At 40.0% G+C, this 22,875-nt stretch carries 26 protein-coding genes; 8 read left to right on the top strand and 18 right to left on the bottom strand.

Going from position 1 to position 22,875, the window contains the following annotated elements; genetic code table 11:
* Positions 1-143: 143 nt before the first annotated feature.
* Entirely contained in the window at positions 144-1,724 is a 1,581-nt protein-coding gene (locus tag JK635_RS09570; protein WP_202653727.1) for a peptide chain release factor 3, read from the bottom strand.
* A 176-nt stretch (positions 1,725-1,900) separates the two neighbouring features.
* Between JK635_RS09570 and JK635_RS09565 the strand changes: the two genes are divergently transcribed.
* Together JK635_RS09565 and JK635_RS09560 are read left to right on the top strand one after the other, a co-directional pair.
* Positions 1,901-2,161 (top strand): hypothetical protein, encoded by a 261-nt coding sequence (locus JK635_RS09565; protein WP_202653726.1) that lies wholly within the window; start codon positions 1,901-1,903, stop codon positions 2,159-2,161.
* 123 nt (positions 2,162-2,284) lie between these two features.
* On the top strand, positions 2,285-4,006 hold the full coding sequence (locus JK635_RS09560; RefSeq protein ID WP_438803827.1) for an AAA family ATPase: 1,722 nt from the start codon (positions 2,285-2,287) through the stop codon (positions 4,004-4,006).
* Between the two features lie 28 nt (positions 4,007-4,034).
* Here JK635_RS09560 and JK635_RS09555 read toward each other — a convergent pair whose 3' ends face one another.
* The 4 genes from JK635_RS09555 to JK635_RS09540 form a co-directional block, all read right to left on the bottom strand.
* Positions 4,035-4,175: a YjcZ family sporulation protein gene (locus tag JK635_RS09555; RefSeq protein ID WP_202653725.1), complete on the bottom strand. Its 141-nt coding sequence runs from the start codon at positions 4,173-4,175 to the stop codon at positions 4,035-4,037.
* A gap of 21 nt (positions 4,176-4,196) precedes the next feature.
* Positions 4,197-4,301, bottom strand: a complete 105-nt coding sequence (locus JK635_RS09550) for a YjcZ family sporulation protein (protein WP_202653724.1) — start codon at positions 4,299-4,301, stop codon at positions 4,197-4,199.
* Between the two features lie 126 nt (positions 4,302-4,427).
* A complete protein-coding gene (locus JK635_RS09545; protein ID WP_202653723.1) occupies positions 4,428-4,847 on the bottom strand; it encodes a CotY/CotZ family spore coat protein in 420 nt (139 codons plus the stop codon).
* A 212-nt stretch (positions 4,848-5,059) separates the two neighbouring features.
* Positions 5,060-6,238 (bottom strand): response regulator transcription factor, encoded by a 1,179-nt coding sequence (locus JK635_RS09540; RefSeq protein WP_202653722.1) that lies wholly within the window; start codon positions 6,236-6,238, stop codon positions 5,060-5,062.
* Between the two features lie 260 nt (positions 6,239-6,498).
* On the opposite strand from JK635_RS09540, the gene JK635_RS09535 reads away from it, so the two are divergent.
* The 3 genes from JK635_RS09535 (at position 6,499) to JK635_RS09525 (ending at position 8,283) form a co-directional block, all read left to right on the top strand.
* Positions 6,499-7,092: a DUF6230 family protein gene (locus tag JK635_RS09535; protein WP_202653721.1), complete on the top strand. Its 594-nt coding sequence runs from the start codon at positions 6,499-6,501 to the stop codon at positions 7,090-7,092.
* Positions 7,093-7,119: 27 nt separating this feature from the next.
* Complete coding sequence (locus JK635_RS09530; RefSeq protein WP_306792930.1) at positions 7,120-7,569, top strand: DUF6114 domain-containing protein; 450 nt, start codon at positions 7,120-7,122, stop codon at positions 7,567-7,569.
* A gap of 69 nt (positions 7,570-7,638) precedes the next feature.
* Complete coding sequence (locus JK635_RS09525; protein WP_202653719.1) at positions 7,639-8,283, top strand: hypothetical protein; 645 nt, start codon at positions 7,639-7,641, stop codon at positions 8,281-8,283.
* A gap of 63 nt (positions 8,284-8,346) precedes the next feature.
* Here the strand turns inward: JK635_RS09525 and JK635_RS09520 are convergent, their stop codons facing one another.
* The gene (locus tag JK635_RS09520; protein ID WP_202653718.1) at positions 8,347-8,796 is read right to left on the bottom strand and encodes an SRPBCC family protein; all 450 of its coding nucleotides are present in this window, start codon (positions 8,794-8,796) and stop codon (positions 8,347-8,349) included.
* Between the two features lie 99 nt (positions 8,797-8,895).
* The gene (locus JK635_RS09515; protein ID WP_306792929.1) at positions 8,896-10,080 is read right to left on the bottom strand and encodes an LL-diaminopimelate aminotransferase; all 1,185 of its coding nucleotides are present in this window, start codon (positions 10,078-10,080) and stop codon (positions 8,896-8,898) included.
* A 203-nt stretch (positions 10,081-10,283) separates the two neighbouring features.
* Here JK635_RS09515 and JK635_RS09510 point away from each other — a divergent pair, with 203 nt between their 5' ends.
* The gene (locus JK635_RS09510; protein ID WP_202653717.1) at positions 10,284-10,922 is read left to right on the top strand and encodes a YczE/YyaS/YitT family protein; all 639 of its coding nucleotides are present in this window, start codon (positions 10,284-10,286) and stop codon (positions 10,920-10,922) included.
* A gap of 131 nt (positions 10,923-11,053) precedes the next feature.
* Here the strand turns inward: JK635_RS09510 and JK635_RS09505 are convergent, their stop codons facing one another.
* A complete protein-coding gene (locus tag JK635_RS09505) occupies positions 11,054-11,248 on the bottom strand; it encodes an IDEAL domain-containing protein (RefSeq protein WP_202653716.1) in 195 nt (64 codons plus the stop codon).
* Between the two features lie 207 nt (positions 11,249-11,455).
* Here JK635_RS09505 and JK635_RS09500 point away from each other — a divergent pair, with 207 nt between their 5' ends.
* Complete coding sequence (locus JK635_RS09500) at positions 11,456-12,295, top strand: alpha/beta fold hydrolase (RefSeq protein ID WP_202653715.1); 840 nt, start codon at positions 11,456-11,458, stop codon at positions 12,293-12,295.
* A 42-nt stretch (positions 12,296-12,337) separates the two neighbouring features.
* Here JK635_RS09500 and JK635_RS09495 read toward each other — a convergent pair whose 3' ends face one another.
* The 10 genes from JK635_RS09495 to JK635_RS09450 form a co-directional block, all read right to left on the bottom strand.
* The gene (locus tag JK635_RS09495; RefSeq protein WP_202653714.1) at positions 12,338-12,937 is read right to left on the bottom strand and encodes a response regulator transcription factor; all 600 of its coding nucleotides are present in this window, start codon (positions 12,935-12,937) and stop codon (positions 12,338-12,340) included.
* Positions 12,930-14,090, bottom strand: a complete 1,161-nt coding sequence (locus tag JK635_RS09490; protein ID WP_368857081.1) for a sensor histidine kinase — start codon at positions 14,088-14,090, stop codon at positions 12,930-12,932. Before JK635_RS09490 ends, JK635_RS09495 begins: the two co-directional genes overlap by 8 nt.
* A gap of 50 nt (positions 14,091-14,140) precedes the next feature.
* Positions 14,141-15,142, bottom strand: a complete 1,002-nt coding sequence (gene desA / locus JK635_RS09485) for a Delta(5) desaturase DesA (protein ID WP_202654311.1) — start codon at positions 15,140-15,142, stop codon at positions 14,141-14,143.
* Between the two features lie 154 nt (positions 15,143-15,296).
* On the bottom strand, positions 15,297-16,979 hold the full coding sequence (locus JK635_RS09480) for an AarF/UbiB family protein (protein WP_202653712.1): 1,683 nt from the start codon (positions 16,977-16,979) through the stop codon (positions 15,297-15,299).
* A 217-nt stretch (positions 16,980-17,196) separates the two neighbouring features.
* A complete protein-coding gene (cccB, locus tag JK635_RS09475; protein WP_202653711.1) occupies positions 17,197-17,559 on the bottom strand; it encodes a cytochrome c551 in 363 nt (120 codons plus the stop codon).
* Positions 17,560-17,782: 223 nt separating this feature from the next.
* The gene (locus JK635_RS09470; RefSeq protein WP_202653710.1) at positions 17,783-18,976 is read right to left on the bottom strand and encodes an ABC transporter permease; all 1,194 of its coding nucleotides are present in this window, start codon (positions 18,974-18,976) and stop codon (positions 17,783-17,785) included.
* A gap of 5 nt (positions 18,977-18,981) precedes the next feature.
* Positions 18,982-19,665, bottom strand: a complete 684-nt coding sequence (locus JK635_RS09465) for an ABC transporter ATP-binding protein (protein ID WP_202653709.1) — start codon at positions 19,663-19,665, stop codon at positions 18,982-18,984.
* The gene (locus JK635_RS09460) at positions 19,662-20,789 is read right to left on the bottom strand and encodes an efflux RND transporter periplasmic adaptor subunit (RefSeq protein WP_202653708.1); all 1,128 of its coding nucleotides are present in this window, start codon (positions 20,787-20,789) and stop codon (positions 19,662-19,664) included. Before JK635_RS09460 ends, JK635_RS09465 begins: the two co-directional genes overlap by 4 nt.
* Positions 20,789-21,460 (bottom strand): YknW family membrane protein, encoded by a 672-nt coding sequence (gene yknW, locus JK635_RS09455; protein WP_202653707.1) that lies wholly within the window; start codon positions 21,458-21,460, stop codon positions 20,789-20,791. The genes JK635_RS09460 and yknW overlap by 1 nt, the downstream gene beginning before the upstream one ends.
* A gap of 139 nt (positions 21,461-21,599) precedes the next feature.
* A complete protein-coding gene (locus JK635_RS09450) occupies positions 21,600-22,121 on the bottom strand; it encodes a methylated-DNA--[protein]-cysteine S-methyltransferase (RefSeq protein WP_202653706.1) in 522 nt (173 codons plus the stop codon).
* A gap of 91 nt (positions 22,122-22,212) precedes the next feature.
* On the opposite strand from JK635_RS09450, the gene JK635_RS09445 reads away from it, so the two are divergent.
* A complete protein-coding gene (locus JK635_RS09445; protein WP_202653705.1) occupies positions 22,213-22,854 on the top strand; it encodes an endonuclease III domain-containing protein in 642 nt (213 codons plus the stop codon).
* The last annotated feature ends 21 nt before the right edge of the window (positions 22,855-22,875 follow it).

The following is a 22,875-nucleotide window of genomic DNA, read 5'->3' as shown; positions in this document are numbered from 1 at the left end:
CGACCAATTATATCATACGTTTCGGTCATTTTGCGGAGGTAAGCTAGCTGCTTGTCACTAAACGGTACGTTTGCTTGTTTCATTTCTGGGGGGTTGCAAGCAAAAAATTTTTTTCATATAAAAAGGCAGGGACATTCCCCGCCTTAATCATGTTGATCCATTGGATTATACAGTTTAATATTAGGATTCTTATCTTGAAACCATCTAAGTGCGAAATCATTTTCAAATAAAAATACATAATGATCATAACGATCTTTTACTAATAAGCTTCTGGAGCTTGACAGATTTTCATCAACCACGTCGTTTTCAATCCAACGGGCAATTTTCGACCCCAAGCGTTCCATTAGAACCTCGGCATTGTATTCATTTTTCATCCGGTGCTCAAATACTTCAAATTGCAACTGGCCAACAGCACCTAATAAATATTCGTCTGTCTTGACTGTTTTATACAGCTGGATTGCTCCTTCCTGAACGAGCTGCTCAATCCCTTTGTAAAACGATTTTTGTTTCATAACATTTTTGGCTGAGACTCTTACAAATAGTTCCGGCGTAAACTGTGGTAATTTTTCAAACTGAAAATCGTTTTTTCCAGTTGTCAGGGTATCACCAATCTGATAGGTTCCGGTATCATATAAGCCAATGATATCTCCACTGACTGCTTCTTCTATAGTGCTGCGTTCTTCCGCCATAAAAGCCGTTGATTGCGACAACTTTAGCTGCTTCCCTAGGCGGGGAATATTAACGGTCATCCCCCGTTCAAATTTGCCGGAACAAATGCGGACAAAAGCGATTCGGTCACGGTGTGCTGGATTCATGTTGGCCTGAATTTTAAACACAAAGCCGGAAAACTCGTCTGAAAGCGGGTCAATTTCTCCAATAGAGGAATTTCTAGCTTTCGGTGAAGGGGCGAAGCGCAAATAAGTCTCTAGAAATGTTTGGACTCCAAAAGCCGTTAAGGCGCTGCCAAAGAAAACAGGAGTCAACGTCCCATTTGCCACCCGTTCTTCGGAAAATTCATTTCCTGCTTCATTTAAAAGCATAATTTCTTCAAGGGTTTGATCATAAAGACCAGTTGATTTCAGCTTATGCTCTCCCTCTATTTCACCCGCTTCATTTAACGGAATAAAGCGTTCTTCCTCGCTGCCCCGGAACTGTTCAACCCGATGATAATAGCGGTCATAAATTCCCAGAAACTCTTTGCCCATACCGATCGGCCAATTCATTGGATATGATTCAATTCCCAGGACTTCTTCTAATTCAGCCAAGAGTTCGAGCGGCGGTTTTCCTTGACGATCCAGCTTGTTGATAAAAGTAAAAATGGGAATTCCGCGCATCCGGCAAACTTTAAATAATTTTATTGTCTGTTCCTCAATCCCTTTGGCCGAATCGATAATCATCACGGCACTATCAACAGCCATTAGCGTTCGGTACGTGTCTTCACTGAAGTCTTGGTGTCCGGGAGTATCAAGGATATTCACTTGAAATCCATTATATTTAAACTGCATCACGCTGGATGTGACGGAAATTCCTCTTTGCTTTTCAATTTCCATCCAGTCACTCGTAGCAAATTTGCCCGTCTTTTTAGCCTTTACTGTTCCGGCATCGCGAATAGCACCACCAAAAAGCAGCAGCTTTTCTGTCAGTGTCGTTTTACCGGCATCCGGGTGAGAAATAATTGCAAACGTCCGGCGCGATAATACTTCTTTTATAAAATCGTTTTCCATTTATGGTTTCCTCTCTTTAAACAGCAATAAATTTTTTCCATAATTTTTATCTTATCTCGCAAATGGTAACTTTGCAATATCTCATTGAATGTTCAGGATTCTTTCTTTTATCCTTATACAGAAAAGAATATAATAGTAGTATATGGAACTAAACTGAAATTTCTCGGAGGAATTTGATGGATATTGATAAACTTGACCAAGCAACGCTAAATTTATTACAAAAGGCATTTGAAATTGTCCTTGAACAAAATAAGGTGCCTTATAAAAAAATTGGGATTGTCGAAGAGGCCGATCAATTCGCTTTTTTGTATGAGGCAAAAAATGGCAAGGTTCATGTTTTTAAATGGAAGAAGGCCGCATGTGTTGATGTAAGCATTGGTGTTTTGGCACAAAGTGTGCTAGCGCCGATCATCCCGCATTTACGGATGCTCTCCTAAAAATTCGTCACCTATCTTGAAAAAGATAGGTGTTTTTGTTCTCATCTTCCAGTGATTACCATGCCTATTTTTCTGGAAATTGTTTTATAATAGGAGAAGACTTTGAGATGGAGGATGATCCTATTGAATCGAAGCAAAATAGTAATCTCCAAGTTTATTCCGCTTTTTGTCGCGTTTATCATAGTAGTTTCAGGAACCATTTGGGCGATTCAATCAACAAATCATGAGATTTCCATTCCATTCTCCTCTGTTGAAAAAGTAATTCAAGAGCAGCAAGGGAAAAAAGTAATTCTTACAGAACATGAAGATGGCAGTCTTGAAATAGATACTGGGAAGTCACAATATGTCTCCCATATTCCCCCAAATAGCCAAATGGTAAATAAATTAGTAGAAAAATATAATATTGATTACTCTTACACAACAAGCAGCCGTTATGGAAAATGGGCATTGGCTGGTGTCCTTGTTCTTCTCGCCGGTGCCGGCTTTGTCTTACAAAAAAGAAAGGGCAGCGTTGGCCTCAATACAATGAAAAATAGTGTTGCAAAAGCAAGCCCGCTGCCAGCCATCAGCTTAAAGGATGTTGGCGGCCTCGGTGAAGAAATGAAGGAAGAAATATTACAGACACTTTCAACTTTAAAAGAGCCGGAACAGGCAATGAAATTAGGGATCAAGCCCCCGAAAGGAATTCTTTTATATGGCCCTCCGGGAACTGGAAAAACATTGCTGGCTCAAGCCATTGCTCATGAACTAAATGCAGCCTTCTTTTCGGCCAGCGGTTCCGCGTTTAATGAACTTTTTGTCGGAGTGGGTGCGAGCCGTGTTCGGTCTTTGTTCCAAGCCGCAAGGAAGCAAACACCAGCAGTTATTTTTATCGATGAGGTCGATGCTCTTGCTGGAAAGAGAAAAGCTCATGGCGGTGAAGAAGCAGAAAAGACGTTAACCGAGCTATTAGTTCAGCTTGATGGCGGTCATTCCAATGACGGGATTCTGTTTATTGCGGCTACAAACCGAAAAGATATGCTCGATGAGGCATTTCTGCGCCCCGGAAGAATTGATTTTAGCTTTCAAGTACCGCTGCCTGATACAAAGGGAAGACGGGAAATTATTGAAATCCATACAAAAGGAAAATCTTTGGCTCCCGCGGTTTATGCCTCTTTAAATGAATTAGCCGAAAGCACCTCAGGTTTCTCCGGAGCTGAACTGCATTCATTGTTTGAAACAGCGAGCCGAAGAGCTTTGCGAAATGGGCATGATACCATTGAAAAGGAAGATCTCGATTATGCCTTAGACAGGACCATCCTCGGCAGTGCCTCACGAACCTTGCAGGATTATGAAACAAAACATCGTGTTGCCATTCATGAAGCAGGTCATGCACTTGTAGCCTCGATCACAAAACCAGGCTCTGTTCGGAAAGCAACGATCATTCCTCGGGGTGAGGCACTTGGCTATGTGGCACCAATTCCAAACGAACTTCATTTGTCCACGACAAGTGACCTGCTTGATCGTGTCGCGATGATTTTAGCCGGCGGTGTTGCCGAGAGAATCCACTTGGGTGAACATAGCATTGGTGTCAGCGGCGATGTGCAGCAGGCTAAACAGATCATTGAGCAAATGGTTGATACGGGCATGCTGCAAGACGGTTTTACCTTAACGTTTAATAGCAAGGACAAAGAGACAAAAATGCAAGAATTGTTTGCCGAAGGCTTGAAAAAAGCAGAAAATCTGATCAAAACCTATCATGTCCAGTATCAACAATTAGTCGATGCATTATTTAAAAAAGAAACATTAGAGGGTTCCGAAGTAGAAAGCATTGTTTTAAATATGAACAAAACAAGGCCCGCTTGATTAGCCAAGCGGGCCCCGTTTTGTTCGCTTAATAGTAGCAAGCTGCGCCTACAATAATTAAGAGGATAAATAATACGACGATTAATGTAAAACCGCCGTAGCCTCCCCAGCCAAAGCCACCACCATAACCAAATCCACCACAACCGCCAAATCCACCATAACCAAACATGTCATTTCCTCCTTTTATATTTTAATAGAAAAAGCCACCAACAAAAGCTGTACCTACAATGATTAGTAAAATGAACAATACAACAATTAAGGCAAAACCGGCTCCGTATCCACCTGCTGCAGTCATTTCCATTACCTCCTTTATTAAAGTCTATATATCCTATTCAGGAAAGAAAAAAAGTGCAATAGACACTTATCCCAATTATCCCGATTCTCAAATTAAATCAGCCGATCGTTGCACAAAATTATTTGTTCATTTTGGTTCGATAATTGGCAGGGGCCGATCGACTAATTTGGGGGACAATGGTTCAAGAGCACAAAAACAGCTTAAATCGACAATGATACATTCTTGCGTTTTGATTAGTGAATACACTTCATCACAAAATTCCATTGGACAGCCATCGATATCTACAGGTTCAAGCAATGAAAGGACTGCGCAGCAATGATTTATGTCAAGTTTCTCCAATCTAAATACTGGTGTAATGAAACAGTTCCCGGTTACTGATCTCCCGAAAGCTTCAAAGCGACATTCCTGATTGGAAATGATAAACGGTATCGTATCATATCCGATTGATTCACAAACAAAGCGAAAACCTTTCAATGACAGTTTTTCCTGCTCCTCCAACAATTGCTGCAAATCGTGACAAAAGCAACTCTCGGTATGCTTATTCATGTCTTTTCCCCCTTCCCCATTGCTCCGCACATTACCTTATTTTAGAGTATTCGATTCACATTAGATGGTATAGGCACCTTACATATATTTCATTTCTTTCATCAATAAACATCCTTCTTTTCAATATGAACATGCGACGATCACAAATAAAAAACCCAACTTTCTTGTTGGGGCTTTACAGGATTAATTTTTCGCCTATTAAGTTCGTTTTCTTATTCGATAATTCCCATGCGGATCGCTTTGACAGCCACTTCTGTGCGATTTTGCGCTTTTAATCTTTTCATGATATTTGAGATATAGTCTCTAACGGTGTATTCACTTAAATAAAGCCTCGAGGCGGCTTCTTGAGTGGAGGCGCCTTCCGCTAACAGTTTAATGATTTCAATTTCCCTCGGTGTTAGATTAATAGCTTCCTCGAATTTATCCTGTTTTTTTATCCGCGCATCAATAAATCTTAGTAATAACTCCCCTGAGCTTTGGCCAAATTTCATCAATGCCGGGAAAAGGCTTGTATCTACCGTAAAATATTTGCCCGGTCCTTGGTCTAACACAATTCCGCCAATAATTTTCCCTTCTTCTGGAACATAGACTGGGACAATGATTAAAGAAGTTAGTTCAAACTTTTTAACATATTGTTCAGGAAACTCGTGTTTGGCATCCGGAATATAAATCGGCTGGAAATTTTTCATTTCATGCCCTTGGGATTTTAATTTCACAATACTTTCATTAAGGACGGGAATATTGGTAATTTTTTCAGCAATCGCTTGAATTTCGTCATTATTTAAATGATGGCCAAATAAACCAACCCCGACACTTTCCTCATTTGCAAATTTAAACAGAGCACACCGATCAAATGGCAAAAAATAACCGAATCCGAAACAAATATTTTCAACAGATTCCTGAAAGTTTTGCGAGCGAATAATCCATTCATTGAAAAGGATAACGGCATCTTTCCAGGCGCTTTTCATCTCCAGCCCTGTTTGAAACAACATGACCTCACTAATTTTCGAAAATAAATAATGGACCGAAGGATGTAATTTTGAGGAATATTTAATCCTTCTTTTCAACACCCTATGCACTGAATTTTCTAATAAGTTCAGATGAAAAATGAGTGATTCCGGCTCTGGCGACCGCTTAAAAACAGCAAACCATCTTGACTGAATTTCCTTCAACAATTCATGAATATCAGCTTTACCTTTGTGAAAAGTATCTAAAAAGTTCACGAGAAAGTCACTGGCAAATTCAAATACAGCAATGGTTTTCTTTTTCGTATTATTGAGCGATTGAAGGGTTAACTCCCATTCGTGTAAAAGATCCCCTTGATAGTCACTAAGCAGGGAAACGGCATCATTTAGCAAATGGTTTAAATGGGCATTCAGTGACTTAGACATATGATGATTCCCTCCTTTTCACTGGTAGTCATTTCATGGAAATCTTAATTCGCCAATATCCCGCAAAATTCCTGCTCTCTTCACAAATTATCGTTCATCTTGCACGAGTTCTCCTAAAATTTCCCTATTTTAAAGATAATTTCACTACAAATGTAGGGGTTAACCTATTTTCTGATTTATCATAAAATTATGACGAATAGTTCGTGATTTGCCAAAATGGCTACCGCTATTCAAAATTATCAAGAAATGGAGGACAAAGGATGACAGCAGAATCAGTGATCATCGGAGGACAGACAGTCAAGAAAAAACTCATCATTGCTTTGCTTGGAGGGTTTTTATTTTTAGGGGCGCTCTTGGGAACTTTCGGGCTTACCGGAATGGCCGCAGGTCTACCATTAGTAGGCGGCTTCACCGTCAGCTTTGATAAGATGGAAGGCAAAGGTTTTAAAATGTATGGCAGTGTTGCCGAAAGTGCCACGGCTGAAAAAAATCCTGTTGCTGTTAATGAAATTGACAAAGCAACGATTACCAATTTAAAAATCACCAAAAAAATCCCGTTTCTTGGCATTAATGCGGTTATTTCCGCTAGTCAACCGGTTGAGATCACCGGACTTCAACAAAAGGCAACGCTAATAAATGGTAATGCTTCATTTTCAGAGATGACTATGAAAGAAAAATACGTTGGGGACCGTGATCTAAGTAATCCTGCCACCCTTGCTGGAGCCGCCGCTGAACATTTTTCTCAAACCGCCGATACTATTACACTCACTAATGGCGTGCTGGAAACAGTCTATCTTTTCCAAAAAACCGTTAGTCTTAACGGAATGAAGGTTTCCTTTGAACCGGCCAAATAATTTCGGCATCAAGTATATCATATAAGGATGATTTGTATGAACTCAACCCCTTCAAAACGCGAAAAGTTTAAAAATTGGCGAGCAAGGCGCCCTTTCTGGGGGGCGACCTTGTCCATTTTAGCTGGGATTGTCATTTTATCGGTACCGGTACAGCTTTATGAAATTGCTGCGGTACCCGGAAGTATGGTCGTGGTTGGCCTGCTATTAGGAGGACTGCCGTTACTAATGGGCATTCTAGCCCTTATTTTCCCAAAGTTATCGACTTTGCTTGGGATTATTACAATATTTTCCGCTGTTTTATCGATTTTAGGAGCATTAGGCGGTTTCCTTGTTGGGACCCTACTAGGAATTGTCGGGGGAGCAATGCAGATTGCCTGGAAACCGGTCATCGCGAGCGCTGATTCTGGAGAACATCCGGAGCAAAAACCGGAAGCCGAGAAGGAAGTTGCCTCAGGAAAAGAATTATCTTTAGAATAATCATTGGCACTAGTTGTAATTGTAACAATAATACTTGAAAGAGCATAGTACGCAGAAACGGTGGTAGCTTTGAAACAGAAAAAAAATCCTATTAAATTCGTTATTATTATCATTTTTGCCTTTAGTTGGCTAGTCATTCCGCCCAAAAATAGTTTAGCTGTTAATTCGGTTGTGATTGGGTTCATTATTGAAGCAAGTCGAATGGAAGGTACCATCCAGGGGCTTGAATTAGTTACTGGAGAAACAATAAACGAAACAGACCGTCCAATGTTGGAAATGAATTTCGTCAATCTGAAAGCTGAAGGGTTAAAAATAAAAAAACTGGTTCAAATCGGAGGAAGTACGCTCACAACCAATATAGGTTCGGAAGGTAATGTTCAATTTAAAAGTTTAAAAGTAAAAGTGACCAACGCTACTTTCGACAATGACACATACAAGCCCGAAAATGGCAATATTGGTCTTAAAAATGTGAAACTGCTGGCACATTCGATTACAACCGGTGAGGCAGCACTGCCGCAATTTCAGTTAACATTTAATCAAGGCGGGAATGTTGAACTGGAACCAAAAAGCGAACAAGAGCTTAAAGAGATGGAGGCATTGTTAAAAAATTTGCTTAAACCAAATGAAAACGGTAAAGATCCTGATTCTCAAACTGGAAATGGTGCCAACAAGCCAGTGGTTCAGGATAATGCTTCTCAGAGTGAACAGCCATAAGGAAAAAGCGATGTGCATTAACATCGCTTTTTTTATGCCCACATGCTATTAAAATTGGATGAGCTATACGCTTTTTAATTGCCCGAGTTTTTCACAAATCGCTAAGGCCATGTCTGTAACTGCTTCTGGAAGAACGGTTTCCAGCTTGGTATTGATGGCATTTCCCATTTTACCAATTGCATTTACTTCAAGATAGCCGGTCAATCTCGTTCGATTCAGATGAATTGCCTTAGCTTCAAAATAGCCTTGACCGAAGTATTTTTCACTCTTGCCCTTTAATGCAAAACTCACCCTTGTTGGTTCAATCCACTCTTTAATATCAATCAATAAACTGATTTTCTTTCTGATCAAACCAAGATCACTTTTAAATTCCCAGGTGGACTGTTGCTCGTTTAGTTTTTCATGATGGATGTAGTTGGGAACAAGGGGCGCCCAATTGTCCATATCCTTGACGAAATCCCAAATCACTTCGATTGGTAAGTCGACTTCAACTTGATGTTTCCCGCTCGGCATAATTTACCTCTTTCCTTTTCAAAGATAAAAGACCTTCCAATAAGTGAAGGTCTTTTTAACATATATATGATTGTTCCCGTAGTTTTAGAAGGAAAATCTTTACTTCGTTATTACCGCTTCCATTAAATACGACTGAATCCGTTCAGCAGCTTCAGAGAGACGTTCTGGCGGCTGTACCAAAGCAATTCGAACATAGCCTTCCCCCAACTTGCCAAAGGCATCACCCGGAACTACAGCCACCCCCGCCCGGTCAATCAGCTCAAAGGCAAATCTGCGCGAACTAAAGCCAGCAGGTATTTTCGCCCAAACGAACATAGTTGCGGGAGATTTTGCGACATGCCAACCGCTTTTTTCCAAACCAGCAATTAAGGCATCCCGCCGTCTTTCATACTCGCTTACCTGAGATTTAAAGAAGCTGAAATCAGATGTCAGCGCCTTTACTGCAGCTGCTTGTATTGGGTAGAAAATCCCATAATCAATATGTGATTTAAACGAAGCTAAAGCTGCCACCGCCTGCTCGTTGCCGCTAACATAAGCAATACGACAGCCTGCCATGTTAAAGGTTTTAGACAAAGAGTTAAATTCGATACCGACTTCCTTCGCACCAGGTACCGACAAAAAACTAATCTGCGGGTTATGGTCAAAAATTAATTCAGAATAGGCAAAATCATGAACGACTAAAATATTATGTAGCTTTGCAAATTCCACTACCTCTTCAAAAAACTCACGATTGGCAAGGGCAGTTACCGGATTTCCGGGATAGCTGATGATCATCATCTTGGTTTTCTGTAATACTTCCAAGGGGATTTCATCAAGTTTTGGCAAAAAGTTATTTTCCTCCAATAATCGCATTGGATAAACCTGGCCCCCGGCAATCGTAACACTTGCTTCATAAATCGGGTAGCCAGGGTCTGGAACTAACACATAATCCCCTGGATTAATAATGGCCATTGCTAAATGGGCCAGACCGTCTTGGGAGCCCATTAACTGAAGGATTTCTTTTGACGGATCTAGATCAACGTTATACCGTTGCTTATAAAAATAGCTTACTGCCTCATAAAATTCGGGTATACCTCTTAATGTATAACCATATTTGCTTGGATCCTTTGCATATTCGGATAACGTTTCAACCACAAATTCCGGTGGTTGAAAATCAGGACTGCCGACACTTAAATCAATAACATCCAGACCATTATGAATAGCTGCCAGTTTACGGTCGACAATTTCTTGAAAAATACTTGAAGACAATTTTTGAATCTTTTTTGCTACATCGATTTTCATCATCTTTTCCCCGCATTCGAAAAATATTTACCAAATGGTTCCTAATAATAATATTTTATATTTTACCATATTTCTGATTATATCACTCACTAAACTATAAGTATTGCACCAAATTTACCATTGATTATTTTAAAGTGATAAATTAAGATAGGTAAATAGGTTTGAAAATTCAGATAAGTCAGCTGTGTTTATGGGGGTAGCTTAGGTTGAGACTGTTCCAATACGTTTTATTTTTCCTTGGTCTTACTTTTTTTGGTTTAGGCAACGCCATTGCTGTGAACGTAAAATATCTCGGACTCCATCCTTGGGAGGTTCTAAATGTTGCGCTGTATCAACATTTTGGGCTATCAATTGGCACCTGGGGAGTAATTTGCGGCCTCGTCCTGATTATCATTTCATTGTTTGTAGACCGCCGTTACATTAATATTGGGACATTTTTAAATGCTGTATCCATCGGCCCGATCATGGATTTTTTTCTTTGGTTGGATATCTTACCAAAGTCGACAAATACCTGGATTGATTACCTCATCCTATTAGCCGGAATTATTATTACCGGAATTGGCGGAGGTATGTACGTTGCCGCTGGTATAGGAGCGGGGCCGCGGGATGGTTTTATGCTATCCCTCTCGGATAGAACCCGATTATCAGTCAGCCAAGCACGAGTCATCGTTGAAAGCCTCGTGCTTGTTCTCGGATTTTTATTAGGGGGTCCGGTCTTTATTGTGACTTTCGTTTATACTTTTATTCAAAGTCCTGTCTTTCAACAAGCATTAAAGTTTTTTAAGAAAATTGTCGAATTAGTGAAAAAGAAGAAAAACAAAGCACAAGAAAGTATTGTATTATAATATTGCAAAGCCCGGACTGCTAATGAAAAGTTCGGGCTTTTTAATTGGTTGAAATCCAAATAAAAAGTCCAAGAGACCCTATCCAGCTGGATAGGGTCTCTTATTAACCAATGGCAAATGTTTACCTGCAACTAAGAAATTTTCTTTAATTCATCCGTTAACTGAAGGAATAATTCTTTATTTCCTTCTTGAAGTGTTCGGTCGATTTCCTTTAGGATCTTCTCCTTTTGGAACTGGACAAGAACATGGTTCAAAAACATTTCGGCAAATTCAGAATCGGTATAATCATTTGGCTGTTGGGGTGAATTAAGTAATTTCTTTTCCATGGAAATCAACTCCTTAAGCTTTTTTTTATTATACTAATGGTTTTTTAAAAATTCAAACATTTTGTTCAAAAAAAATTAATAATTTTTTTAGAAAAACATCTTGATTTTTAAAAATTGTTCATTTTGGTCATGTTTATGTGTAAGAATTAAATTTTTGGGAATATTAATTTCATCATTTTAGAGATTGAACTAGGAGTGAAGCGATGAATGGAACAAAATGTTGTATCCGGTTATAAACCGGTAAATAACATAGATGTTTATTATGAATTTTATCCTAATCAAGCATCCGAACAGACGATTGTTCTGCTGCATGGTTTTCTTTCATCGACATTTACATTCCGACATATGATCCCTTTACTAAAAAAGGAATTCCAAGTTTTGTCGGTTGACCTTCCCCCATTTGGAAAAAGCGCAAAATGCAGCCGATATAAATATTCCTACCAAAATATTGCCCAAACCGTTATTAAGCTGACTGAGTCATTCGGATTGCAAAAAATGATCTTAATCGGGCATTCCATGGGCGGTCAAATCGTCCTCAATATCTTACACTTGAAACAAGAAATTGCCGAAAAAGCGATCCTGCTCTGCAGTTCCGCTTATTTAAAGCGCTCAAAAATGCCGCTTATCCTTTCAAGCTATCTCCCGTATTTCCATCGCTTCGTGAAATATTGGTTTGCCAGAACCGGAGTAGAAAAAAATCTTCAAGCATCATTATATAATCACTCCATTATTAATGAGGAAATGATCAACGGCTACTTGGAGCCATTTTTACAAGATGAAATATTCGTGGCGCTAACGCGAATGATCCGCGACCGCGAAGGGGATCTCCCGGCAAAAATATTGAAACAAATCAAAACACCTTGTTTATTAATTTGGGGCGACCATGACAAGTCAGTCCCGTTGAAAATTGGCGAAAAACTGAGCAAGGATTTAACCAATTCAAAATTAATTGTATTAGAAAAAACCGGGCACGCCCTCCCAGAAGAACGGCCAATCGAGGTATATCATTATATAAAAGGATTTTTAGCAAACAATCAGACTGGCTAAGTATTAAAATGGCTGTCCCAAAAATGATCGGGACAGCCTCCTTTATTTAAACCAGCCCTTTTCTTTAAAATGGGTAATGGCTTCAATGCGATTTTTAACTTCAAGCTTATCAAGAATGATAGAAATATAGTTGCGAACCGTGCCGGTCTTAATTTTCAGTTCTTCGGCTATTTCCTTCGTATTTTTTCCATCGGCAATCAGTTCAAGTACTTCCTTTTCACGGTCCGTCAATGGATTTTCTTCACCGTATACATCATCCATCAACTCCGGTGCATAAATACGCCGGCCAGCCATGACACTTCGGATTGCTTTAGCCAATTCATCACTTGGGCTGTCCTTTAACAAATAACCGCTGACCCCAGCCTTTAAAGCCCGTTGGAAGTAGCCCGAGCGGGCGAAGGTCGTCAAAATAATCAGCTTACAGCTGAGTCCTTTCAGCTCTTCGGCTGCTTCAAGTCCACTTTTTCCAGGCATTTCAATATCCATGATACAAACATCCGGATTTAGCGCTTTAACCAGGGCTACTGCCTCTTCTCCATTTGTAGCCTGGCCGACAACCTCCATATCGTCTTCCAAATTAAGCAGTGAGCCAAAAGCTCCCAGCAGCATTTGCTGATCCTCAGCAATAACAATTCTAATCATTTTCTCCCTCCTCCTCACCCGGTTTTACATCATTAGGAACTTTAATAATTAAAGTCGTTCCTTTGGTGGTTTGCAGTTCAAGACTGCCATTAATGAACTCTAACCGTTCACGCATTCCGATAAGTCCATTGCCTTCTTCCACTTTTCCGTCTTTTTTGGAAAAACTCCCATTATCGCTGACCCTCATCACAACTTCCTTCCAGGACTGCTCAAAAGTAATCACACAATGATCCGCCCCGCTATGTTTAACGACGTTATTGACGGCTTCTTTTAAACACATACTTAAAATATTCTCGGTTAAAAGCGATATATTTTTAGGAGCAGATTCATCTTCAACCGCCAAGCTTATTTGCGCAGCTTTCATCATTTGTTTAACTCGCTGCAGTTCATCCTTCAAGCGAATTCCCCGCATCGAAGATACCATTTTTCTTACCTCACTTAAGGCAGTTCGTGCCGTTTGCTGGACATCCTTCAATTCATATTTCGCCTGATCCGGATCTTTCGTGATTAATTTTCTAGCTAAATCCGCCTTTAACCCAATTAGTGAAAGCTTTTGGCCTAAAGTATCATGAAGGTCGCGGGCAATTCGCTGCCGTTCCTCCAGTTTCACCAGTTCCGCGATCCGCTTATTGGCATCTTCGAGCTTCTCTTCCAGCTGCCCGCGCTCCTTGCGGTTATAAATGCTGAAAGGAAGCAGAATGACACTTATCCAAATAATAATAATAAAGGGCAATTGCTGCAAAAATAATTTTTCATGCATGACAATCCCATAGTTTATGGATACCGAGGTAGACAGGAGATGAATAAAATAAAGGGTAAAAAAAGCAACCCGCTCTTTAATATTTCCAAGAAAATAAGCTAGAAAAAAAGCAAAGTAAACATAACTGAAAAGGTTTGTCGCTGTGATGGAAATGGCAATTAAGATCAAGGTCCATAAATATACGGGCCAGCCTCTGGAGATAAAAGCAATCCGATAGATGATGAAAAAGGTTAAAGTCAGCAAAATTCCCAGGATGATATGGACGGTTGATGGTGCCTGAAAAATAAAGTAAAACGGTAAAATGCAAAGCACCGTCCATAAATACGGAGCAATTCCATTGCTTTTCTGAAAGGTAATATACTTTTTAAACTTTGGCACCGCTTCTTTGATCACACTAATCCCCTTCATCTTTTGTCGGTACAATCCTAGCACAAGCTTCCATGTTATTTTATTTTACTGAAAAACACTGCATCTTTAAAGCCGATAAACCTTTTTTGCTGTTCATCCCAAAGGTGGAATTTCAATGAATTTATGCTGGTTTTCAAGGTGATCGTCGGTACAGTTTGCAATGGTGGTGTCTGATTATGCGCTTCTTCTAGTTTATAATTGGGCACCCTGGGACTCAAATGATGGACGTGATGGTAACCGATATTGCCAGTTAACCATTGCAGCAGCTTAGGCAATTTATAAAAGGAACTGCCTTCCACAGCAGCTCTTACATATTCCCATTCTTGATCTCCTTCAAAATAAGAATCTTCAAACGTATGCTGAATGTAAAACAGCCAAATGCCGGCAGAACCTGAGATTAAAAAAATCGGACCTTCTACTAAAAGAAACGGTTTCCAGCCAATCGCCCAACACATACTGCTGATAATGATGACAATGGCCATATTAATAAGATACGTATTCCAGCGCTCCTTCGACCGTGCTCCCTTCCGATTAAAGCGGTTTTTAAGCAAAAACACATAAATCGGACCAAGTACAAACATCACCAATGGATTACGGTACAAGCGATATTGCCATTTTTTCAAAGGGGAAGCTTGCAAATATTCCTCCACCGTAAGCATCCAAATGTCACCGGTTCCCCGTTTATCTAAATTGCTGCTTGTAGCATGATGGACAGAGTGGTCATGCTGCCATTGACTAAAAGGAAAGAATGTGAGGATCCCTGTTAATGTTCCAAGTATTTTATTGGCAGTACGATTTTTAAAAAATGAATAGTGACAGCAATCATGAAAAATGATAAAGGTCCGCACGAGAAACCCTGCTGCGACAACAGCCAATGAAAAAGTGAGTAGATACGAAATGGAGAGACTTTTGTAACTCAAAAACCATAAAACAAAAAAGGGCACAATTGTATTAAGGATCTGCCAGACGCTCGCCAGTATATTTGACTTCTCATAAGGAGCCATTTGCTTCCTTAATAATTTTTGTTTTTCATTCATCTTTAACAATTTTCCTTCCTCTATTTGATAACTCACATTATAAAAAAAAGAAAGCAAAATTTGCAGACATACTTGTCATGTCCCAACTATGACAAATATCATAGTTGTAAGAAACCATCTCAAGCAGCTTACTTTATTAGCTGGAGAATCAAATTCAGAATTTCCCCGACTTGAAAATAGAAAATAAAAGCCAGAGAAACATTCCTGTGGCAATCACAAAACCGATTTCTACCACCGGTATTTTGTTTAGTAATATTGGGGTTTGTCCTGACAATGAGGTCCCGATAATGACCCCGGCCATAATAATACTAAAAGACAGTAACGTGATACTAAAAGAAATCCGGTTACTAATGATGTTCAGTCTTTGAATAAATTGATTCAGTTCTGGAGTTGTCAGTTCAATTTTTACTCTACCTTTTTTCATTATAGCGGATATTTCATTAATGGTTTTCGGCCATTCGAGGATCATTTCTCCATACTCATTGATTCGTCTCCAGACTTTGTCGATAATCGTTTTAGGCCGATATCGTTCCATTATTAACCGCTTCCCAAACGGTTCGGCAATTTTGATAATACTTAAATCAGGATCTAGCTTTTCGACCACACCCTCCATCGTTAACAGGGTTTTACCTAATATCGTTAAGTCTGTCGGCAATTTAATTTTATATTGAAAAGCAACTGAAAATAAATCTGTTATCGTCTGACCAATTTTCATATTCTTAAAAGATAGATCGCTATATTTTTCTCGTAAAAGGTCAACATCCATTCTTAATTGCTCGTAATTGACATCATCAGGCACCACCCCCATGGATGATATTGCCTGAAGGACTTCATCGGTATTTTGTCTCATCAACGCAATAACAAATGAGGCGACATGGTCCCGCATTTCCGGACTTAATCGGCCGACAATGCCAAAATCCAAAAAGGCAATGGCTCCATTTGGTAATACTAATAAATTTCCGGGATGCGGGTCACCGTGGAAAAAGCCATCAATTAATATTTGTTGAAGGATGGTATTGACCACTGTTTCTCCTAAGACCTTGCTGTCGTAACCTAGTTTTTGAAGCTTTTCCTCCTCATTTAGGGTAATTCCGTCGATAAATTCCATAGTTAAAACTTTCGCTGAGGTATAATCCCAGAAAACCTTGGGAATGACCACTTTTGGATTGTCTTTGAACTTGGCAGCTATTTTTTCAGTATTGCGTGCTTCCATTTCAAAGTCCAATTCCCGCCTAATCGACATGGCCAACTCGTCAACAATGTCACGAACTTGATATCTTCTTGCCCATTCTAAACGAGAATCAGCCAGCCTGGCCAATTCCTTTAAAATTTCCAAATCCGTTTCAATCAAGTGTTTCAGCTTCGGGCGTTGAACCTTAACTGCGACTTGTTCCCCTGCGGGTAGCACGGCATAATGAACCTGCCCAATCGATGCTGCGGCAATGGGGGTTTCCTGAAATTCCCTGAATGAATTCTCCAAGGAATCAGCTAACTCTTCTTCAATAATTTTTTTTACTTCAGAAAAAGGAAATGCGGAGACCTTATCCTGCAGCTTTACCAGTTCTTGAATAATGTCTAAGGGAATAATATCTGGTCTTGTACTGGCAATTTGGCCAATTTTAATAAAGGTTGGCCCAAGTTCTTCTAAAAACATTCTAATCCGTTCACCTGTCGAGAGTACCTCGATTGTCTCGCTTCCTTGGAGAAACAGCCTTTTCGGTACGGATAAAAGGTCCAGAAGCCCCAATTCCTTCATTAAATAACCGAAGCCATGACGGGTAAAGGCATTTACAATTTCACGTAACCGGCCTAAATGGCGAATTCGTTTCTTTATCATATTGACCACACTTTATCATGTTATTTATACAAACCATCTCATTCTTTTCAACGGTTTTCAAGCCGGTTCTACATTTTTCCCAAAATGTTCAATATTTTCGCTTAATGATTCAGAAACCCTTGTCCAAGTTATCTACACCTAATAGTTTTTATAATTTTCTTAACAACCAAGAAAATGAAAAAACCAGATATTTTAGCTAATCTGGTTTTTCATTCACTTATTTTTTGGCTGCAAGCCAGGCTGCCACGGCATTAGCGTCGGCATCTGAAAGATTTTGCTTAGGCATTTGTCCTTTTCCATTGTGAATGATTTTAACAATATCATTTTTTGATAATTTTGAGCCAATTTTGTCCAAGTCAGGGGCATATCCGCTTTTTAGATCATTCCCATGACAAGCAGCACAGGTCCCTTGAAATACTTTCTCTCCATCTGCAGCCGTATTTGTTGCCGAATCATTCTGTTCCGTTTTATTGGTGGTGGTGTCATTATTTTTAGTCGTGTCTTTATCTGTCCCCCCTCCACAAGCGGTCAGAGAAACAAATAATATCATACAAATTGCACCATATAACAGTTTTTTCATCCATTTCACCTCCGTTAAAATTTAGATTTTGTAACTTATTCCTGCAATATACATTTCGAAGGTAGATTAAGAAATGAAAAAAACCAAACATAACGTAAACTCGTTATCTTTGGTCAAGAGTTTTGTATCTAGCTCCCCAAGGAACGCTTCGGCAGCATAGACATCGCACGAAGGAAAAGCGGCAGCTTTTTCGAGGTGCACCTAGCGCCTGCGCTTTTCTTGCTTATTCATATCTTAGTGATTCAATCGGATCAAGTTTAGCCGCTTTGTTTGCCGGTAAAATGCCAAAGACGACTCCGATCACCATCGAAAACAGGACGCCGCCGACAACGACTTCCCAGGATATTAAGGACGGCCAGCCGGCGAAGAGACTTACCACTTCTGATACTCCCCAGCCAAGCAATATCCCAATCATCCCGCCAATAAGAGTAAGTGTCATTGATTCGATAAGGAATTGAGTTAGCACCTGACCTCTCGTCGCACCAAGTGCCATGCGGATACCAATCTCCCGCGTGCGTTCTGTTACCGACACGAGCATGATGTTCATGACACCAATTCCGCCTACAAATAGAGAAATACCGGCAATACTGCCGATGATCAAGGTCATAATTCTAGTCACCTGACCAATTCCTTGAGCAATTTCCTCCATATTAATAACCTGATACGATTTTTCCGTATTATGCATTTTATTCAAAAGATTAGCGGCCTTCTTTCCAGCAGTTTGCAGCTGTTCCGCAGATGCCGCCTGAAGAGTGACTTGAGTATAATCACTGCTGCCATAGATAATTTTCCATGTTTGAAACGGCAGATAAATCTCCATCGAGCCAAAAGCAAGGAGACCAGTCGGCTTTTCTAAAACACCAATGATCTCAATCGGCTGATTAGCGACCAAAATGATTTTTCCAACAGCATTTTTCCCTTTAAACAGTTCTTCTTGTAATTTATTGCTAATCAGACCAACTCGGCTGCCTCCAAGAAAATCAGCTGCCGAAAAACTTCTTCCTTTTGCTACATTCAATTCATTTATTTGCAAATAGGCCTTGTTAATCCCTGTCGAAGAAATATCTACTGATTTTTCCTTGAACTTTGCTGCAGACATTTTGGTACTGGAGGCCACGACCCTTTTCACTTCTGGAATTTGTTCCAAAGCACGAATATCTTCCTGTTTAAATGGGGCCTCCAAAAATATATTCGGATTGGCACGCATTTCTTCATCAGATGGCTGGTAGAACATTTCCATTGTATTACCTGATCCGGTAATTTGAGTCTTTAGCATCGCTTCCCCGCCCTGTCCAATCGCGACAACGATAATGACGGCACCGACACCAATGATAATCCCTAACATTGTTAAAATACTGCGCATTTTATGAGCTTTTAGGGAACTCAATGCCATCATAAGATTTTCAAAAAAACTCATATGGTCTACCTCCCATCTGCCGCTGAAGCGGACTGAAGCCTTCCGTCTCTTACCATAATCGTCCGATTTGCATATTCTGCTACTTCAGGTTCATGGGTAACAACAACGATCGTAACACCCTCACTGTTCAATTCCTGAAATTGCTCCATAATCGATATGCTTGTTTTTGTATCTAGTGCTCCTGTAGGCTCATCCGCCAAAATAAGCTTTGGTTTATTGACGATTGCTCTGGCAATCGCGACACGCTGTTTTTGCCCGCCGGATAAAGCATTTGGCAGGTGATCCATTCGATCTCGCAAGCCCATTTTGGTTAACGCCTCTTCGGCCCTTTCTTGCCTTTCAGCTTTGCTCACTCCGGCGTAGATCATCGGAAGTTCGACATTTTTTAATGCGGTCAGCCGCGGCAGCAGATGAAATTGTTGAAAAACAAAACCAATCGATTGATTTCGAACCCTTGCCAGCTCATTTTCGCTATAGCCGGATACATTTTCACCGCCTAAATAATATTCGCCCGAGCTGGGTTTGTCCAAGCAGCCGATAATATTCATTAATGTTGACTTACCTGAACCAGAGGGGCCCATAATGGCGACAAATTCGCCCTCGGCAATCGTGAGACTAATATCATTTAATACGCGGATTTGTTCTTTTCCAAGGGCAAAGGATCTGGTGATGGATTCAAGCTGAATCATTTTACCGTCACTTCCATCCCATCCTTTAATTTTTTCGAACCGCTCAAAATCACAAGGTCATCCTTGGATACCCCGCTAAGAATTTCGATTTTATTTCCCGAGATAATCCCTGTCTTGACCGTTTGCTTTTGGGCTTTGCCATCCTTAATCAGAAAAACAAACGGCTGATCGCCATCATCCTGAACGGCATCACTAGGAAGAACAAACGCGGATTTTTTCTCTGTTTCAATTTCCATAATAAGTTGGAATCCTGGCTTTAACCCGCTAACGTCACCATCAATTTTCACTTTAACCGGGTATTGGACGGCTTGACTGCCTCCTTGCGTACTTGCTTGATCCTTCTCTGGCAAAATAGAGATTTCAGTAATTTTTCCTTGCCACTTTTTATCAGGGACGGCATCTGAACGCAAGGAAACGTTTTGACCTTTTTGAACTTTTAATGTATCGTACTCTGACAAGAGCCCAGTGACAGTCATTCCCTCCAGTTTTCCAATATGTATGATTGGTTGAGCGGCACTACCTTGGCTGGAATTTGGCTCCGTTTTTTCTGCTGTTAACACGATACCATCCATCGTACTTTTCAGTTCCAAATCATTTTGCTTTTTATTAAGTAAATCCTGCTGAATCTCTGCTTGCTTCAAATCTAGTTCAGCCAGCTTCTTATCCATATCTAATTGATCATATTCTGGCTTTAACTGTTTTTTAGCTTCCTTTTTACCAACTTGTTTACTCAATGTTTCTTCTTTATCGTTTAATTGGTCAATTTGTTTTTCAATCCGGTCTATTTTTAAATAAGCTGATTCTATCGATATTTTATTTTGTTCCCTTTCGAGTTCAAGCTGTGGGTTCTCCAGCTCTGCCAAAACTGTTCCCTTCTTTACTTTCTGTCCCTCTTTAATTAGCAGTTTCTTTATTTCTCCTTTATCAGGTGAAGGATAAATCACTTGCTCTTCCTCCAGCTTTACGGTTCCGGGAATCATTAGCAGCGAAGAAATTTCCTCCTGCTTAAGCTTGACTGTTTTAACGGCGGGCCCATCGGCAAAAACCTGCCGATAGACACTAATTGCAATCATAATAATAATGACACTGACAACACTGATGCCAATCCAAAGTTTCTTTTTCATTATAGTTTCGGCGCTCCTTGGAGAGCAGTTCCGACTAAGGCGAACCCAATGCCAACCAAGAAGAAAATGATCGCAATAGTCCAAGCCAGCCCTTTGGAAAGCCCTGCTGTTTTATGAAGCCCGATTGCCGTTAAAATGGTCGACCAAATCGAAAACACTTCTATAGACCCAAGTACACCGGCTTTTTCAGAATTCAATAAACCTGCCAAACTGGTAATATATATTTCCGGATTTCCGCCAACGGCATACCTGATGGCCGTATTTAAGATAACCCCAACAGCACCGATTATCATGATATAGGTGTTCATCGAAAATAGCTGTTTAAATGAGACCGAAGAACTGCCAAATTTGGAAATAAGCAACTGAATGACACTGCTGACTAAAATCGTGATGACCGGCGTTAATACTCCTGTTACCACAACGGTTATTTTCGTAACTCCCAATGCTATTTCCGCCTGTTCTTTCGTAAGTCCTTGGTCGATTAACATTTGCACATCCATGGTTGCCGCCATAAAAAACATTCCCACTGCATAAAGAATGCTAACAATGGTAAGTGGCAGCCATTTTTTAGGATTCTCTCTAATTCTTTCAAACTGAATCCCAGGGCTGGTAAACATACCAAATAACGAAGGGCTTTCTTTCTTTTTTTGTATCTCTTTTTGTATTTCCATTTAACAACACCCCTAATTCCATTTATGTAAATCGTTACAACATGATTATACGATAAAAATACCTAATAGTTTCATTTTTTTAATAAATGTTTGATGTCTGACCTTGAATATAGAAAAATAAACTTGACCGAAATCAAGTTTATTTGCTCTGCCGCTCTAAATTTAATAGTCGTTCCTTCATATTCAGGCCGCCGCGAAAACCTGTCAGTTTTCCATCCTTTCCAATAACACGATGACATGGAACGGTCATTAATACTGGATTCGCGCCAATGGCTGCACCAACTGCCCGAACTGCAGAGGGCTTATTGATCAGGTTGGCGATATCGGAATATGATTTCGTTTCTCCATAGGGAATTTCACATAGTGCATTCCAGACAGCCTGTTGAAACTTGGTTCCATGGTAATCACTTTTAATCGTAAAGTCCTTTCGCTTTCCCTCAAGATATTCACTAAGTTCACGCGCATATGGTTGCAATCTATCGCTATCCTCTATAAGTGTACTATTGGGGATATGCTTTTTTATCCACTCTGCTAATTCTTCAAATGGTTTGTTCGGAGAACCGACATAGCAGAGGCCTTTTGGCGTTGCCGCCAGATATAGATTCCAATCTTTATAGTTCATAATTGACCAATAAATGAGAGTTTTCTCTTGTGATTTCATAACATCCTCCATTTAATTTTTTCTTATTTCCATTATACTATTTTATATGAGCAGTTTAAGATATTTCTACACATGCTGGAATGGTGATGAAATGGTTCACGATTATCAAATAATTTACGAGAAATTATATCGATACTACGGCCCACAAGGCTGGTGGCCGGCAAAGACTGCCTTTGAAATGATGATTGGGGCGATTTTGGTCCAAAACACAAGTTGGCGTAATGTGGAGAAAGCACTGAGTAATTTAAAGCCGTTCTTATCTCCTGCTAAAATTGAAAAACTATCATTTGATGAACTTGCTGAACTAATTAGACCGAGCGGTTTTTTCAAAATGAAAGCACAGCGGATAAAAGCATTTATGGAATGGTTGAAGGCCTATGAATATGATCTCAGTCAGATAAAAATGAAAGATTGTAATGAACTGCGTGATGAACTTTTAGCTGTTAAAGGGATTGGTTCGGAAACAGCCGATGTAATCCTGCTCTATGCATTTGACCAACCTGTATTTGTGGCAGATGCCTATGCCAGACGGATATTTTTTCGTCTTGGTATTAATCTGCCAAAATCATATGACTCGTTCAGATTAGAGGTTGAACGGGCATTACCAAGGGATTTGGCGATGTTTAACGAATTTCATGCTTTACTCGTTGAACATGCGAAAGAGCATTGCAAAAAAGCCCCTATTTGTGATGGATGCCCATTAGCGAGTATTTGTGATCGGAGATTGGGGTAAAACCAGCGTTATCCCTTCGCT

It is taken from the genome of Neobacillus paridis, assembly GCF_016765675.1.
Lineage (GTDB): Bacteria > Bacillota > Bacilli > Bacillales > Cytobacillaceae > Neobacillus > Neobacillus paridis.
This window is presented reverse-complemented; position numbering and strand designations above follow the sequence as displayed.